This is a genomic window from Mycobacterium sp. (assembly GCF_019243155.1).
Taxonomy (GTDB): domain Bacteria; phylum Actinomycetota; class Actinomycetes; order Mycobacteriales; family Mycobacteriaceae; genus Mycobacterium.
The window spans coordinates 1-13,689 of record NZ_JAFAUS010000338.1 but is presented as its reverse complement, the minus strand read 5'-3'; the positions used below and the strand labels follow the sequence as shown (position 1 = coordinate 13,689).

Annotated in this window: 16 protein-coding genes; 5 read left to right on the top strand and 11 right to left on the bottom strand. The window is 64.2% G+C overall.

Features of this window, described 5'->3' with window-relative positions; genetic code table 11:
* On the bottom strand, positions 1-224 hold a 224-nt coding region (locus JOZ00_RS17425; RefSeq protein WP_293345746.1), incomplete at its 3' end, for a cobalamin biosynthesis protein.
* A 53-nt stretch (positions 225-277) separates the two neighbouring features.
* Between JOZ00_RS17425 and JOZ00_RS17420 the strand changes: the two genes are divergently transcribed.
* Genes JOZ00_RS17420 through JOZ00_RS17410 form a run of 3 tightly spaced genes read left to right on the top strand, consistent with a single transcriptional unit; the run spans position 278 to position 2,271 of the window.
* Positions 278-1,093, top strand: coding sequence for an oxygenase MpaB family protein (locus JOZ00_RS17420; RefSeq protein WP_293345744.1), 816 nt, complete (start codon positions 278-280; stop codon positions 1,091-1,093).
* A complete protein-coding gene (locus JOZ00_RS17415; protein WP_293345742.1) occupies positions 1,094-1,876 on the top strand; it encodes a glucose 1-dehydrogenase in 783 nt (260 codons plus the stop codon). It begins immediately after the preceding gene.
* Positions 1,873-2,271 (top strand): VOC family protein, encoded by a 399-nt coding sequence (locus JOZ00_RS17410; protein WP_293345740.1) that lies wholly within the window; start codon positions 1,873-1,875, stop codon positions 2,269-2,271. The genes JOZ00_RS17415 and JOZ00_RS17410 overlap by 4 nt, the downstream gene beginning before the upstream one ends.
* Here the strand turns inward: JOZ00_RS17410 and JOZ00_RS17405 are convergent.
* A complete protein-coding gene (locus JOZ00_RS17405) occupies positions 2,268-3,386 on the bottom strand; it encodes an epoxide hydrolase family protein (RefSeq protein ID WP_293345738.1) in 1,119 nt (372 codons plus the stop codon). The two genes, JOZ00_RS17410 and JOZ00_RS17405, sit on opposite strands and share 4 nt — an antisense overlap.
* Before the next feature lie 107 nt (positions 3,387-3,493).
* On the opposite strand from JOZ00_RS17405, the gene JOZ00_RS17400 reads away from it, so the two are divergent.
* The gene (locus JOZ00_RS17400; protein WP_293345736.1) at positions 3,494-4,234 is read left to right on the top strand and encodes a maleylpyruvate isomerase N-terminal domain-containing protein; all 741 of its coding nucleotides are present in this window, start codon (positions 3,494-3,496) and stop codon (positions 4,232-4,234) included.
* Positions 4,235-4,262: 28 nt separating this feature from the next.
* On the opposite strand, the gene JOZ00_RS17395 is transcribed toward JOZ00_RS17400, so the two are convergent.
* The 5 genes from JOZ00_RS17395 to JOZ00_RS17375 all read right to left on the bottom strand — a co-directional run bounded on the left by JOZ00_RS17395 (position 4,263) and on the right by JOZ00_RS17375 (position 9,135).
* Positions 4,263-5,060, bottom strand: a complete 798-nt coding sequence (locus JOZ00_RS17395) for a DUF732 domain-containing protein (protein ID WP_293345750.1) — start codon at positions 5,058-5,060, stop codon at positions 4,263-4,265.
* A gap of 466 nt (positions 5,061-5,526) precedes the next feature.
* Entirely contained in the window at positions 5,527-6,639 is a 1,113-nt protein-coding gene (locus tag JOZ00_RS17390) for a cytochrome P450 (protein WP_293345734.1), read from the bottom strand.
* A 370-nt stretch (positions 6,640-7,009) separates the two neighbouring features.
* Positions 7,010-7,903, bottom strand: a complete 894-nt coding sequence (locus JOZ00_RS17385) for an NAD(P)-dependent alcohol dehydrogenase (RefSeq protein ID WP_293345748.1) — start codon at positions 7,901-7,903, stop codon at positions 7,010-7,012.
* A 38-nt stretch (positions 7,904-7,941) separates the two neighbouring features.
* Positions 7,942-8,523 (bottom strand): SRPBCC family protein, encoded by a 582-nt coding sequence (locus JOZ00_RS17380; RefSeq protein ID WP_293345732.1) that lies wholly within the window; start codon positions 8,521-8,523, stop codon positions 7,942-7,944.
* A gap of 63 nt (positions 8,524-8,586) precedes the next feature.
* Entirely contained in the window at positions 8,587-9,135 is a 549-nt protein-coding gene (locus JOZ00_RS17375; RefSeq protein ID WP_293345730.1) for a cupin domain-containing protein, read from the bottom strand.
* A gap of 292 nt (positions 9,136-9,427) precedes the next feature.
* On the opposite strand from JOZ00_RS17375, the gene JOZ00_RS17370 reads away from it, so the two are divergent.
* Positions 9,428-10,012, top strand: a complete 585-nt coding sequence (locus JOZ00_RS17370; RefSeq protein ID WP_293345728.1) for a TetR family transcriptional regulator — start codon at positions 9,428-9,430, stop codon at positions 10,010-10,012.
* A 484-nt stretch (positions 10,013-10,496) separates the two neighbouring features.
* On the opposite strand, the gene JOZ00_RS17365 is transcribed toward JOZ00_RS17370, so the two are convergent.
* The 4 genes from JOZ00_RS17365 to JOZ00_RS17350 all read right to left on the bottom strand — a co-directional run.
* Positions 10,497-11,498 carry a hypothetical protein gene (locus JOZ00_RS17365; protein WP_293345726.1) on the bottom strand — a complete coding sequence of 334 codons (1,002 nt, stop codon included), beginning with the start codon at positions 11,496-11,498 and terminating at the stop codon, positions 10,497-10,499.
* Positions 11,499-11,514: 16 nt separating this feature from the next.
* Positions 11,515-12,843 carry a peroxidase gene (locus tag JOZ00_RS17360; RefSeq protein ID WP_293345724.1) on the bottom strand — a complete coding sequence of 443 codons (1,329 nt, stop codon included), beginning with the start codon at positions 12,841-12,843 and terminating at the stop codon, positions 11,515-11,517.
* Positions 12,840-13,244: a nuclear transport factor 2 family protein gene (locus tag JOZ00_RS17355; protein WP_293345722.1), complete on the bottom strand. Its 405-nt coding sequence runs from the start codon at positions 13,242-13,244 to the stop codon at positions 12,840-12,842. The genes JOZ00_RS17360 and JOZ00_RS17355 overlap by 4 nt, the downstream gene beginning before the upstream one ends.
* Positions 13,241-13,689, bottom strand: a 449-nt coding sequence (locus JOZ00_RS17350; protein ID WP_293345720.1) for a hypothetical protein, incomplete at its 5' end; no start/stop codon positions are given. The genes JOZ00_RS17355 and JOZ00_RS17350, both read right to left, overlap by 4 nt.

Genomic DNA, 13,689 nt, shown 5'->3' with positions numbered 1-13,689 from the left:
GCCCGTTGCGCCGCCACGCCGAGCACGCCGACGCCCCCCACCAAAACCCCGACGTGCACCGCGCCCGCGATCCTGGTATCGCGGTAGGTCACCCGCTCGACGACGGCGGCGGCCTTGCCGAACATCGCGACCGGATGACCGCGCTGCGGATCGCCCAGCGCTAGGTCGGCCAGGTAGCCGAGCAGCACGCCCGCGAACCGGCCACGCCGTCTCGTCGCAAACATTCTCCGCAGCGTCTCATACGTGGTCTACTCGAACTCATGAGGCGGCATCCCCAATGAAGCGGCCCGCGACCCGGGCGGCTGACCTGCTGAATCCCGCCGCGCTGTTGTTGCCCGCCGCGAACGTGATCATGCAGCTGTCCCTGCCCGGCGTCGGTTACGGCGTGCTGGAAAGCCCGGTGGACAGCGGCAACGTCTACAAGCATCCGTTCAAGCGGGCCCGCACCACCGGCACGTATCTGGCGGTCGCGACCATCGGCACCGATTCCGACCAGGCGATGATCCGCGCCGCCGTCGACGGTGCGCACCGGCAGGTGCGATCGACGTCGTCGAGCCCGTTGTCCTACAACGCTTTTGACCCGAATTTGCAGCTGTGGGTGGCGTCCTGTCTGTACCGCTACTTCGTCGACCAACACGAGTTCCTGCACGGTCCGCTGGATGACGCCACCGCCGACGCGGTCTACAGCGATGCCAGGAGGCTGGGCACCACGTTGCAGGTGCCCGAGGGTATGTGGCCGCCGGACCGGGCCGCGTTCGACGAGTACTGGAAGCGCTCACTCGACGAGCTGCACATCGATCCCCCGGTACGAGAACACCTGCACGGGGTGGCCGCAATGGCGTTCCTGCCGTGGCCCTTGCGGGTGCTGGCGGGACCGTTGAATCTCTTTGCGACGACGGGGTTCCTGGCTCCCGAATTCCGGGCGATGATGCAGCTCGACTGGTCGCAGCGGCAGCAGCGCAGGTTTGACTGGCTGCTGTCGGGGCTGCGGCTGGCCGATGTGCTGATCCCGCACCGAGCTTGGATTCTGATCTATCGAACTTATTTGTGGGACATGAGATTTCGAGCACGCCACGGCTGGCGGATCGTCTAGATGGGGCAAGGCCGTCTCGGAGGCAAGGTCGCCATCATCACCGGCGCCGGCTCCGGTATCGGGTGGGCGGCCGCGCGCCGGTTCGCCGACGAAGGAGCCCGAGTCGTCTGCGCCGACATCAGCGGAGGAGAATCCGACATCGCCGGGCGGCTCGGCGATGTCGCCGTGCCGGTGCGCGTCGACGTCACGCAGGCCGCCGACGTCCAAGGCATGATCGCCACCGCACTTGACCGTTTCGGCCGGGTAGACGTTTTGCTCAACAACGCGGGATTCGGTGGGCCACATGCCGCCCTGGCCGACACCGACGAAGAGCTGTTCGACAAGATCTTGGCGATCAATCTCAAAGGCGTGTTCCTCGGGATGAAGTACGCGATTCCGGCCATGCTCGACACCGGCGGCGGTTCCATCGTCAACACCGCCTCGGCGTCCGGGCTGGTCGGCTGGAAAGGCTTGTCCTGCTACGCCGCCGCCAAAGCCGCGGTGGTGCAGATGACGAAATCCGCGGCGCTGGATTATGCGAAGACGAACGTGCGCATCAACGCGATCTGCCCGGGCATGACCTACACCGGCCTGGCCGGCGCCAAACCCGATGACGAGGTGCCGCCGGGCGGTTATCTGCCGACGCCGATGGCCCGCTGGGGTGAGCCCGCCGAACTCGCCGCTGCCGCACTGTTTCTCGCCAGCGATGAGGCCTCGTTCGTCACTGGCGCGGCGTTGGCCGTCGACGGCGGGTACTCCGCCAGCGGCCCGATGCTCGGGTTGACCCGTAAGGTCGAGACATGACCTTTCCCGCCCTCAACCATGTCGCGGTCACCGTGCGCGACCTTGAGATCAGCGGACGCTGGTATCGCCGCTTGCTCGGCGCCGACCCCCTGCTGGACGAACACACCGAAGCCGGCTTTCGGCACCTCGTGTGGGCGTTCGGCAACGGCACGGTCTTCGGCATCCATCAGCACGACCGCGGCGCTCTGGACGAGGATTTCAGCGAGCACCGCGTCGGCCTGGACCACGTCGGCTTCGGCTGCGCCAGCCGCGCCGAGTTGGAGGAATGGGTCACCCGCTTGGGTGAACTGGGCATCGAGCACGGCGGCATCGTCGATGCGCCGTACGGGTCGGGGCTGAGCTTCCGCGACCCCGATGGCATTGCGTTGGAGTTCTTCGCCCCGCCGGGTTCTTAGCGCACTGTCGCAAAGAACGCCCGGACATCGTCGACGAACAGCTCCGGTTGTTCGAACGCGGCGAAGTGACCGCCGCGCGCCATCGTCGTCCAGTGGGTGACGTTGTAGACCGGCTCGCACCATTTGCGCGGCGCGCCCAGGACCTCGCCGGGGAAAGAGGCTATCCCGGTGGGCAATTCGACGCGGTCCATGTTCCCCCAGGACTTGAAACTCTCCCAGTACAAGCGGGCCGAGGAAGCACCGGTTCCGGTCACCCAGTACACCATCACGTTGTCGAGCAGCTCGTCCTTGCTCAGCACGTTTTCCGGATGCCCGTCGCAGTCCATCCACGCCCAGAACTTCTCGACGATCCACGCCATCTGCCCCACCGGCGAGTCGGTCAACCCGTAGCCCAGCGTCTGCGGTCGGGTGGACTGCTGCTTGGAGTAGCCGGTTCCCGTGTTGCGATGCTCCGCCAACGCGGCCAGGGCCCGTTTCTCTTCCTCGGAGGGGTGGGCGAGCGATTCCTTCGTTGGCCGGCCGATCGGCATGTTCAAGTGGATGGCCGCACAGTGGTTGCCGTTTCGGCCGATCTGCGTGGTGACCGCAGCACCCCAGTCGCCGCCCTGTGCACCGAAACGCTCGTAGCCGAGGCGGACCATCAGCGTGTCCCACGCCTCGGCGATTTTTTCCACGCCCCAACCCGTCCGGGTGGGCTTGCCCGAGAAGCCGTAGCCGGGAAGCGAGGGGCACACGACGTGGAAGGCGTCTTCGGCGCGCCCGGACGCCGGATTGGTCAGCGGCTCAATCACCTTCTGGAACTCCACAATTGAGCCGGGCCAGCCATGCGTGATCACCAGCGGGAAGGCGTTCTCGTGCGGCGAGCGCTGGTGGATGAAATGGATGTCCAACCCGTCGAGTTCCGTGACAAATTGGTCAAAGCGGTTGAGCGCGGTCTCACGAGACCGCCAGTCGTACTCGTTGGCCCAGTAGTCGGCCAGCGAGCGCGTGTAGTCCAAAGGGATGCCCTGGCTCCAGTCGTCCACGCATTCGGCTTCCGGCCAGCGGGTGCGCGCGAGGCGCGATCGGAGGTCGTCGAGGACATCGTCTGAAACGTCGATGCGAAACGGTTTCACGGGTTCATAGTGCCCCCGCGAGGAATGCCACGACACGCCCCCCGACGTATCCGCGCTCCGGCATGGCGTCTTACTGTTTTCTTAAGATTTCTGTACCGTGTGCTTCCATGACAAATCAGACGTCGGGCGTGGGCAGACCACAACTGCGGTCCGGCGCGGAGGCGGTCGCGGCTTACCGCACGGTGCACCGACGCGTCGACGCGCTGACGCGGGATCGCGCCGACGCGTGCGAGCGCAGCGTCCCGGCCTGCCCGAAATGGTCGGTTCGACAAACGGTGAGCCACCTGACCGGTACTGCCCAAGACATGGTGGCGCTCAACCTCGAGCAAGCGGGCACTGACGCGTGGACGCAGGCGCAGTTAGACCGTCTCGCCGACCTCACCCTCGAGGAGTTGCTCGAGCTATGGTCCGAAACCATCGATGCGGTCGCCGAACTCCTGATGCAAATCCCGAAATTATCTGCCGCTCAGGCGATTTTCGACGCCCTCACGCACGAGCACGACATCCGCGGCGCACTCGACGAACCCGGTTCTCGCACAGCGGACCCGGCGTTCGCCGTGTCTGCGGGATTCCTGACGACGATGGTCGACAGGGCCATCCGCCGGAACGCGAATCCCTTCCTGCGCTTGTCGACCCCGACCACCGGAACCATTCAACTCGGCGACCCCGCCCGATCGGTCGGTCAGATCGCCGTCGAACTCAGCGATTTCGAGGCTCTACGCGTGTTCGGAGGCCGGCGCTCTTACCGCCAGCTGCAGGCCCTGCCGTGGGACGGGGACGCTGCACCGCTGCTGCCGCTCTTCGACAGCGGCGTCGTGCGACCACCGACCGGCGACCTCATCGAATAGGACGGCGGCCTCCGGCTCGGTCCCCGTCTCAGGGGCCGAGCCTGACGAACCCCGGCGACGAGTGTGGCGCCGGCGCCGCGGGTGGCGGGGGCGGTGGAGCGGGCGGCGGTGCCGGCAGGCCACCGCCAGCGCTACCGCTACCGTCGCCGCCACCGTTGATGCCGCTGCCGCCACTGCCGGCCGCGGGGCCGGGCTCCGGGGCGACGACGGGGGGCGGCGGTGGCTGCTGTGGTGGAGGAGGCACCCGTTGCGGGCGAGGCGGCGCGACCACCGGCAGGGGTGGCGGTGCCTGCAGATGCGCCGACTGCGGTGGTGGCGGCGGAATCTGGGGCGGGTCCGGCTGAGCGACCTGCCCGTCGGGAACCACTCCGATCAGCGAGGTGAGGACCACGTGCTGCTCGTCGATACCAGACCGATCACTGCGCGAATTGACCGCGTTGCGAATGTCACCGGTCACCCGGTGCGTCGAGTCAGTCCATCGCGACGCGGGATCGGTGACGAGGCGCGAAACTTTACTTTGGTCGTTCGGGCAGAAAGCCCCCACCGACGCGATGATGAATCGCGCTTCGGTACGCGCGAGGCGGCCGGGGGCGTATCCGCGCTCGGCCGGGTCGACGCTGTATGCATAGTCGACCATCGCGTCGACTACGCGGTCCGCCGGAATGCCGGCATTGAGTGCGCGACAGACTTTGTGAGCCGTATCGACGAGGCTTGACACATTGTTGAGGGCAGGGATGCCTTCTTGGTCTAGTAATGCCAGGAACTGGTCGTCTTGGCTCGCGTCAGCCGTAGCAGCGCCGCCGCGCAAAACCGCGACGCCGCTCATTAGCACCATGGCGGTAAGGAGGACGCCGGCATGGCTTGGGACGCCGGCGCACCTGGTGGTGCCGGTAAACATGACAGGATTTCCGTTCTGCGAAGAGCCCGCCGCCCCACGGGCTTTGAGTAATCACCTACGCGACAACCCGGGCGCGTGAATATCGTTCGAATTCGCCGCGGCCGTTGCCGCACAGCACATCAAGACGCCTGAGCGCAGACGCCGGCGCCCAGGCCCTTGAGCGCGTCGCAGCCGGGCAACCCGGGGATGGTGAGCGAAGTGTTCCTCGCCCACCCCAAAAGCCTCAGCATGGTATGCCCAGCAAATACATTGCCGTTCAGCAAACGGCATATGAAAATCCTACCGCGAGTTCATGATTGCCGGTTAGCCGTTATCCCGCCAACGAATGTGTCATCCGAATTGCGACATAATGAAAGAATCCCATTCCATGCGACCACCGAAGATCGGTCTCTGATCACCGCTCTGGTCGCCACCTGAGCGGCACGTGCATCGGGAACCAACCATCGAAAATCTCGGCCGGCAAAGAGCTGTAGGGTTTGGGATACCACGCTTTGGGGACATCGCCACCGTTCCAGTCGAACCAGAAAAACGGGACCTTGGCAAGCCACACTTCGAAGAACGCGCCCAGCAGGTCCCGGGCCAGGTGCGACGCCGGACACCGGTGCGGGCCTCCTCCGAAACTCCAATGACGTTGCGGGCCATTCATTTTGATGCTGTGACCGGACATGTCGTCAGCCTCGTCACGGTGGACCAGTCCGACACACAACTGAACATTGGCCCCGGCCGGGATCGTCGTCTCGCCGATTGTCACGCTGCGACTCGTAACTCGTGAAACGGTCTTCGCCCCGCCATCCAAGCGCAGCAGCTCCTCGATGAACCGGCGTTGCCGGTCCGGGTTTTCGCGTAACTCCTTCTGAAGCATGGGCTTCCGCGCGAGCACCGCCAGTCCGGCCTTGATAGGGAACGTCGTGAAAATCAAACCGCGGCCCACCGATGCCATCAGTCCCAGCACTTCTTCGTCGGTGAGGGGCTCCGTGGCGAGACGGCTGATCACGTCGGGGCCACCCTGCGGCGCCCGGCGGATCGCTCCCACCAGCTCCGCGCTGACAGCGTCGTGAGCGAGGTCCGCCGGCAGTCCGCAGACCGTAACGAATGCCGCACGCCAGACAACCTCAGCGACAGCCGCACCATCGCAGCGGTCTAGTTTCGTCGCGACTTCGTCGACGCAGTTTCCGATGATCTTACGTACGGGCTCGAGCATTGCCCGCGAATTTCCCGGAGTGAACAACAGATCGACCATGATTTTCCGGTATGGGCCGAACGGCGGATTGCCGGGCATCAATTCGCCTTGGCGGCTGGCGAAGAGTTCGCCATCACGTACGGCGGCAAGGACGTCATCGCGCCGCCACAACACGTACGTGCCGTCCGGCTCCCGCAGTACTCGTTGACCGTGCCGCTCCGCGGCAGCCAGCCAGTCCCGAAAACCCGCGGCCGCATCCTCGTCCGACCGCATGACTTCCCGCGCGGCGAAATCGGCCTCGCCTTCAGACCCGATCACCAGCGCCACCGACTTTCATGATCGGCGGTCGCTGCGGACCACGCATTAGCGGCGCCACCTGCAATTTCAACGCCGCCAGTCTAATCTCGAGTCGGCCACACAGCGCGCCGTGTCAAACGGTAAGCGAAAACTTGACGACGGCAAGACCATTGACGCCTCAGGCGCACAAACACTGCATCTGTGCGGCAGACCAGCAGGTAGGCGAATTCGACTTTGTGGCGGGCGACCCAACGACCGCGGCCGCGGATGCCCAGCTGGCTGTCGAAGCTTTCACAGCAGACCTTTTGGCTGACACGCCAGCGTCCCGAACTCGCGCACGTACCGCCCCGTGGCCCTTAAACGGACGCGTGGACGCTTATGATCGCGTCCGTTGCAACGATCAGTTCGCCGTAATGATCAGCTTGCCGCCCTTGGGTTTGTTGTTGAGCTCGAGTTCGGTGAGCGCTGCGATGGCGTCGTTTAGTGAAACGATCTGCGCGATCGGCAGTCGCAGTGTTCCTTGTGCACAAGCCAGCGCAAGCTCGTTGAGATCCTTGGCGTTGTGCTGAGCGATGACCACGTTGTACGGACCGGGCAGGACGCTTCTGACGAACTTGAACGCAGTAGGGACGATGTCGACGATATGACCGCCGGACTTCAGTAGCATCCGCGCCGTCGCGAGCGGAAGCGTACCGACGGTGTCGAAGACGATGTCGAATCGTCCTTCTAACGTGGGCGGTATGTAGTCGAACTCGACGACTGTGGCGACGCCGAGATCGCGTGCGTCCTGCATGGCGCTGGGGCGGCAGCTTCCTCCTACGGTTGCGGCGCCGCGCCCCAGGGCGATCTGGACCGCGGCTTGACCGACTCCGCCGAGGCAGCCGTGGACGAAGACCGCCTGTCCAGGTTGGAGTTTGCCTTTGTTGACCAGGGCCTGGAGGGCGGCGCTTCCAATCGTCGGGATCGCGGCGGCCTCCTCAAAGGTGAGCTCCGCCGGCTTCTTGACGACACCCTTCTCTGCGGCCACGACCATCTCGGCGAACGCACCGCTGGCCTTGATCTCGGCCGCGCCGAGCACTTCGTCGCCGGCACTGAGCCGCACGACGCCCTCCCCTACCGCCTCGATGACACCGGCGAAGTCATAGCCCATCCCGCGCGGAAACTTGCGACCGGTCATGATCTTCATTTCGCCGTTGCGGACCTTCCAGTCATACGGGTTGGCGGCCGCTGCCCGCACACGGACCAACACCTCGCCGGCGCCGGGACGTGCTGGCTCGAAATCCTCGAATCGCATGAGCTCGGGGCCGCCGTACTGGTGGTACTGGATGCGCTTCATCGTTGCGGCCGACTCGTGTTGCCCACACTGAAGCGGTCATCAGTGTAGCGACGTAGGTTGCTGGCGAACCGTCTAAACGCCAGCACCATCACCGGGCGGCCGACGAGCATGCCGAACCGGGCGGTCAGGCCACGCGGTGTGATCGCCGCGGTCCACGTGACGTGGCACCCGTCGGGCGTTTCCCGCACCTGATAGTCCTCGACGAAAGCGGCGAGTGCCTTGGATGTGGACTGGTTCAGTCGAAACGCCATGCGCGAGTAGCGTTCCCAGGCCAGGAATTCGACGTCGTTCATAGTGCCGCCGCGCAAGATCACGGTGCGGGTGGTGCCCACACCGTAAGGTCTCGGGCTGGTCCAGGTCACATCCGTGAGCAGTGTCGCCCACCGCGTCCAGGAATCGGCCTCGCAGAACACCTCGAATAGCTGCTCGGGGGTGATGGCGAGGTCGACGGTGGTGACGAATCGGTGACGGGCGGTGTCAATGAAGTCGACGTTGACGCGCTCGCACGGGTAGCGCTTGGCCGTGCTGTTGCTCTGTACGTCAGATAGGCGGGATCGATCGAGCTGGATCTCTTTCATGATTCTTCTCTTGGGTAGACGGTGGATAGATCTTTGGTGTGGTGTTCGTTCCTTGTCTTGCATTTAGTGAGCATCGGGGTCGTCAACGGTGAAATCCCAAGTCCCCTCGGCGATGTCGGCGAGCCGATGCAGATAGGCTTCACGCTTTTCCTGCGCTGTCGCCGTGCGCTCTCGGTCCAGAATCGAAACCCCGAGACCTTCTGGGGGAAGGGTCTGAGCCGTGGCCTCGACGCCGTAGTACGGAAGGTGATCGTCGAAGCCGCCTGGGGTGTAGAAGTTCAGCACCCGGGCGTCTTCGTCGGATACGACACGGAAGGTGTGCCTGGTGGATTTGGGAATCCAGATCGCACAGCCCGGCTTGGCGCGCGCGATCTCTTCGTTGGGGCCGAACCTTAATTCAAGCTCGCCGGAAATGATGTAGAAGCCCTCCGCTTGGCGCTCGTGAACATGCGCCGGCGGCCCGGATCCTGCGGGAATGATCTGCTCGAGCAGCGTGAACTCACCCAGCGTTTGGTCTGCGGACATCAGGATGTTCCAGAGCACACCGCGATACCAGTACGCGGGCGATTCTCCCGCCCGACCGAGCAGCACTTTCGCGGCCCTCTCACCCACGGACAAGAGACTGCCCGCCTCCGCATTGTGCGCGGCGGACCTTGGCGGTCAGCTGCGGCGTAATTCGGTTTTCTTCCATCGAAACGTTCCTTCCCTCTTGCGTGTCGCGGCTTACTGTTGTCGCGGCGTGACATCACCCTAGCACTGATGTCGCGGCGTGACATAACAGATTCGTATGGCCGAGTGGCGTTTGACTCGAACCGACCCGAGGCCGTGCCGGTCCAGCGGCCGAGCGCTGAGGGCGACAACCCCGTGTTGTCGCGGCGTGTCATCACTGCCGTAACATCGGTCTATGCCTCGTTGGGAACACGGCAGTGAAGAGCGGCTGAAACAGGCCGCCATGGCTCTGTTCGAGGAGCAGGGTTTCCAGAACACAAGCGCCGTCCAGATCGCGGAGCGGGCGAGAGTCACCACTCGAACCTTCTTCCGGTACTTCCCGGATAAGGAGGCGATACTGTTCGTCGATGCGGAACGGCTGAGTGCGGCGCTGGTCCAACAAATTCTCGATGCCACTGACGTGGCCGAGCCGCTTCAGGCAGTGGTGCAAGCTTTAGGGGGGTACGACTGGCTAGGTTTGGGGTCGCGCGAAGCCCAACGCCGGCGCGACGCGATGATCGCATCAAACCCGGATCTGCTGGAGCGGGAGCTAATCAAACAACAGCAGATGGCCGACGCGTTCGGCGGCGCACTGCGGCAGCGCGGAGTGAAGCCCGATACCGCAGGACTTGCGGCTGGCGTGGGTATCGAAGTGTTCCGTATGGCCTACCGGCAGTGGCTGACGGCGGAAGGCGATCCCGAACTAGCAACAATGATAGAAGTTGCGATGTCGACCCTTGCCGCGATCGTGACCGCCAGTTCGTCCACCGCCTCGGTCTGAGCCCACGTAATGCCATGCGTTCTGAACCGCAAGATCGGGATTCATTGCGTCACGCCTCTAATCTGCGCAAACACGAGTGGGCGCGGACGGTATCGAACCGCCGACCGCTGGTGTGTAAATGGTTTTATGCCCCATCTTTGCCGTCTCATCCGGTGCGTTCTCCTCGGATCTGCGCAGTTCAGCGCGTCGCTGGCGTTTCACGGCGTCGACGACCTGTCGCCTGTTTTTGCGCGTCTTGGCACACTCTCGGCACAACGGGGGGTTGGCTTTCTGGCGCCTGTCCGAGTGGTTCGGTTATCGACGCTCACTTCGACTATGGAGCCCTCGTGATGCCCGCCGCTTCCGCCAATGCAAGCAGGTCTTGAGCGTCGCGGTACCCCAACGCCACCCGACAACGCGGCCCTGGGCCGAGAGTGTCTTGATCCGCTTCGATGAGCCAGCGGGTTACGTCCGTGCGACAGTGCGGATAGCTGCGATCACATCGCTAGGTCATGGTGGCGAGGTTGTGCCACAGGTTCTTGAGGCTATCGGTGCCGCCGAACAGGGCGGTGAAGTGAGTGGAATCGATGAGCACGATGTCTCCTGCACGCTTGCCTTTCGGCGGCATCCAGATCAGTGCGTTGAACTCTGTGTTACCCGCCGCGGTGAACGGGTGGGGCCGGTTCGGGTCGACGCGCTGACGCCCGAGCACGACCAGGTCCTTGCCTTCCGGCGCGGTCAGTTCGTAGTGCGGCAGGTGCGGGTGGAAGTTGAAGGTGCTGACGTTGTCGAGCAGCCTCGGGGTGTCGAGGTCCCGGAAGCCGGTCAGCGGTGCAATTTCCTTGGTGCCCTCGACGACGGCAGGCCGGAGTCCCCAAGTGTTGTGCACGGGCACGTCGAGGGCCTTAATCAGCGACCGGGTGTACTGGCTGAAGCGTTGCTGACGTGGCACCAGCCGGTCGCCGTGGTGTTCGTACTCGACCTGGCGTTGCTCTAAATCATCGGTGAAGCCGACGTCGTGGTGCGGCGCGAGCAGAAGGCAGGTGCCCTCCCGCTCCAGCCAGTTTTCGATGGCGGCGATCTCCTCGGGCGCAGCTTCCTCCTGGGCGAGCAGGTGATCGAGCCCGAACACCATCAATGTGTCGGTGTCGGTGAGAATCCGCTCGTCGATCGGCAGCTTGTAGCCGGCTTGGTCGATACGTTGAAAGACAGCGACTGGGTGACCGGTGGCTTCCTCGCCGACTTCCTGGAACGCCAGCGCTGACCGGTGGAAGAGCTCGAGTGTGCCCGCGATGCCCTGCAGGAAATTCGTCTCGTTGTACTCGTGCGTCTCATAGGCGGGCCAGGCGGCGTTGCGGACCTCGGTCATCGTGGAGAAGCGGTTGTAGATTCCGGCCGGGTCGCGTTGCGATTCCCAGGGATAGCTCCATGTCCAGTAGATGCTGATGCGCCTGCCGCGGGTGTGCGGTCGGGCGAGGTGGCTCTGGTTATAGGTGCGAGCGCGCATGATGATCCTTCAGTCGCTAGAGCGAGGCCAGGTAGCGCAGTGAGTTAATACCTGGCAGGAAGAAGTAGGCGCCACCGGCGAGGGTGGTAAACGCGGGAAGTCCTTTGTACACCTTGCGGATCGGCCGCTTCGGGACGGTGAAATCTAGTGTGCCGTCCTGGGTGCCGATGATCGGGTCGTGTTCATTGCCCAATTCATGGAAGGCTTTGTCGTTGATCCAGACGTTCTGGGCGAACTCGAACTGGCGGACCAGGTCGGCGCAGATGATGAACGCCGCGATACCCCGGTCGATACCGTCGTCTGGTGCGTCCTCGGGTAGGGCCGGGCCGTAGGTGGCGCCGCGGCGGATCATCCGGCGCCGATTAATGTTGTGAGCAGTATCGCGCGGGTTCAACCGGCGCGCGTGGGAGCCGAGCGGGCACGCGTAGCCGAACGGGTCCATCTCTTTGAAGTTGAAGTCGTTGTTGCGCATGGGATCCGCACCCAGGTCCGGATCATCCCGCTCCGGCGCAAGCACCAGCGGTGCACCGCTGCGCCAGCGGCCCATGAACTTCGCGGCCACCAACTCCTGGCCTTCGGAGGTCTCCGCGTGTTCGCGCAGATAGTCCCGGAAGCGTCCGACGTGTTCTTGCAGCCGCCGGTAGGCCATGTAACTTCCGTTGCGGGAGAGCACTTCGGGTTGCGGGAGACTGGCGACCGGACCGTTTTCGTCGGGGTAGCCAAAGATGAATTCGCCGGGTTCCAACGGGTCTCCCGATCCGGGAGTGGGTTCCTCGCCGGAGCCCTTCATCACGGGTTGGGAGAGCCGATCGCGATAGCCGAAGTGGTCGTGGGCGTAGTTGAACGGCGGTGTGGCGTTGAGGTCGAGGTGCGACAGGCTGCGCACCCCGTCGGTTCGCGCCAGCAGCTTGTCGTGTTCGGCGATGGATTTTCGGCACTGTTCGTCGGTGCGGGAGAACAGGATTGCGATCGCATGCAGGTCCTCGCCGGCTAGCCCGCCGACCCAGTGTTCGGGTGCGTTGCCGCCGATGTCGCCGAGAATGTCGGCGCGGGCGGCCATCCCTTCACGGAACGCGTCTGGGAAGCTGGCCAGCGCGTCCTCGGGCACACCAAGAGCGCGCAGGCCGGTCCAGGTAAACGCCAGGGTGATCCAGCGGTCCGACGAGCCCATAGTGGCCTGGACATCGGCGGCCGACTGGACCTTATTTAGCAGTTCCGACAGCCACGCCCGCCCGCCCACCGCATTGTCGAACGTGAGGAACTCGTAGCGGCCCGTGATCGCAGGGGTACGGGTCAGCAGGATGTGCTGAATGTCGTCGAGCTGCAGGGGCGATCCGTCGGTCACAGTTTGCGCTGGCCCTTCGCCCACGCCCACGCCGCGACGCGCCACCCATCGGCGCTTCGGCGCAGCGCCACCATGAACGTCGCGCCGGTCTGGGTCACCGTGGTGCCGTTGAGGTCAAACGTCATCGTGGCCGGGACCACCACATACGCGGCGTCGCCCGTGGTGTCGTTGTGCACCGGCTCATCGATGCTGATGTGGCAGCCCGACGCACCCAGATGTTCACCTTCAGCCAACACGTCGCGGTACCAGTCCGCGGCGGCCGTCGGCCCTAGCCACAGGTGCGGTGCCATGCCGTCGAGGATCGACCCGTCCGCGGCGAACGCCGCCGTCATCGCCGCGGGATCGCCAGCATTGAACGCGTCCACGTACACCTGAACCGCGGCGAGTGGAGTGTCGCTCACTGCATCTGGTCGAGCATGTCGGAGAACGAGTCCTTAAGACGCAACGCCTTTTTGACCTCATCGGCGGTGACATAGGGGTACTCGCCGTACTCGACGAAGCTCGGCACATGATGCTTGCGCACGAACTCGACGAACGAGGCGGGATTCTCTTTCCAATCCTCGGGAAAACCCTCGAGGTTGGTGAACACCGTGTCGATACCCGTTGCGCTGAACAGCGCCACCGCGTCCTCGGTGTACTTGTCGAATTCGGTGTCAAAGATGCCTTGATACTGGAAGTACAGGTCGTCACCGACCGGGATGAGTTGCCACTTCAGGTAGTGCAATTTCAACGGTGCCAGCACAGTAGGATCGGCCGTTACCGCGGCTTCCAATGTCCTGCCATGCTCGCGGATGACCTCCTCACGGCCGCGTATGACTTTGGCGAAGATCGTAAACCCATAGCACG

What these genes read in the sequence shown, in the direction of transcription:
- JOZ00_RS17395 (WP_293345750.1), bottom strand. Translation starts at nt 5,060, where the DNA reads ATGAGCGGCGTCGCGGTTTTGCGCGGCGGCGCTGCTACGGCTGACGCG.
- JOZ00_RS17370 (WP_293345728.1), top strand. Translation starts at nt 9,428, where the DNA reads ATGCCTCGTTGGGAACACGGCAGTGAAGAGCGGCTGAAACAGGCCGCC.
- JOZ00_RS17385 (WP_293345748.1), bottom strand. Translation starts at nt 7,903, where the DNA reads ATGCGATTCGAGGATTTCGAGCCAGCACGTCCCGGCGCCGGCGAGGTG.
- JOZ00_RS17420 (WP_293345744.1), top strand. Translation starts at nt 278, where the DNA reads ATGAAGCGGCCCGCGACCCGGGCGGCTGACCTGCTGAATCCCGCCGCG.
- JOZ00_RS17380 (WP_293345732.1), bottom strand. Translation starts at nt 8,523, where the DNA reads ATGAAAGAGATCCAGCTCGATCGATCCCGCCTATCTGACGTACAGAGC.
- JOZ00_RS17365 (WP_293345726.1), bottom strand. Translation starts at nt 11,498, where the DNA reads ATGCGCGCTCGCACCTATAACCAGAGCCACCTCGCCCGACCGCACACC.
- JOZ00_RS17400 (WP_293345736.1), top strand. Translation starts at nt 3,494, where the DNA reads ATGACAAATCAGACGTCGGGCGTGGGCAGACCACAACTGCGGTCCGGC.
- JOZ00_RS17415 (WP_293345742.1), top strand. Translation starts at nt 1,094, where the DNA reads ATGGGGCAAGGCCGTCTCGGAGGCAAGGTCGCCATCATCACCGGCGCC.
- JOZ00_RS17410 (WP_293345740.1), top strand. Translation starts at nt 1,873, where the DNA reads ATGACCTTTCCCGCCCTCAACCATGTCGCGGTCACCGTGCGCGACCTT.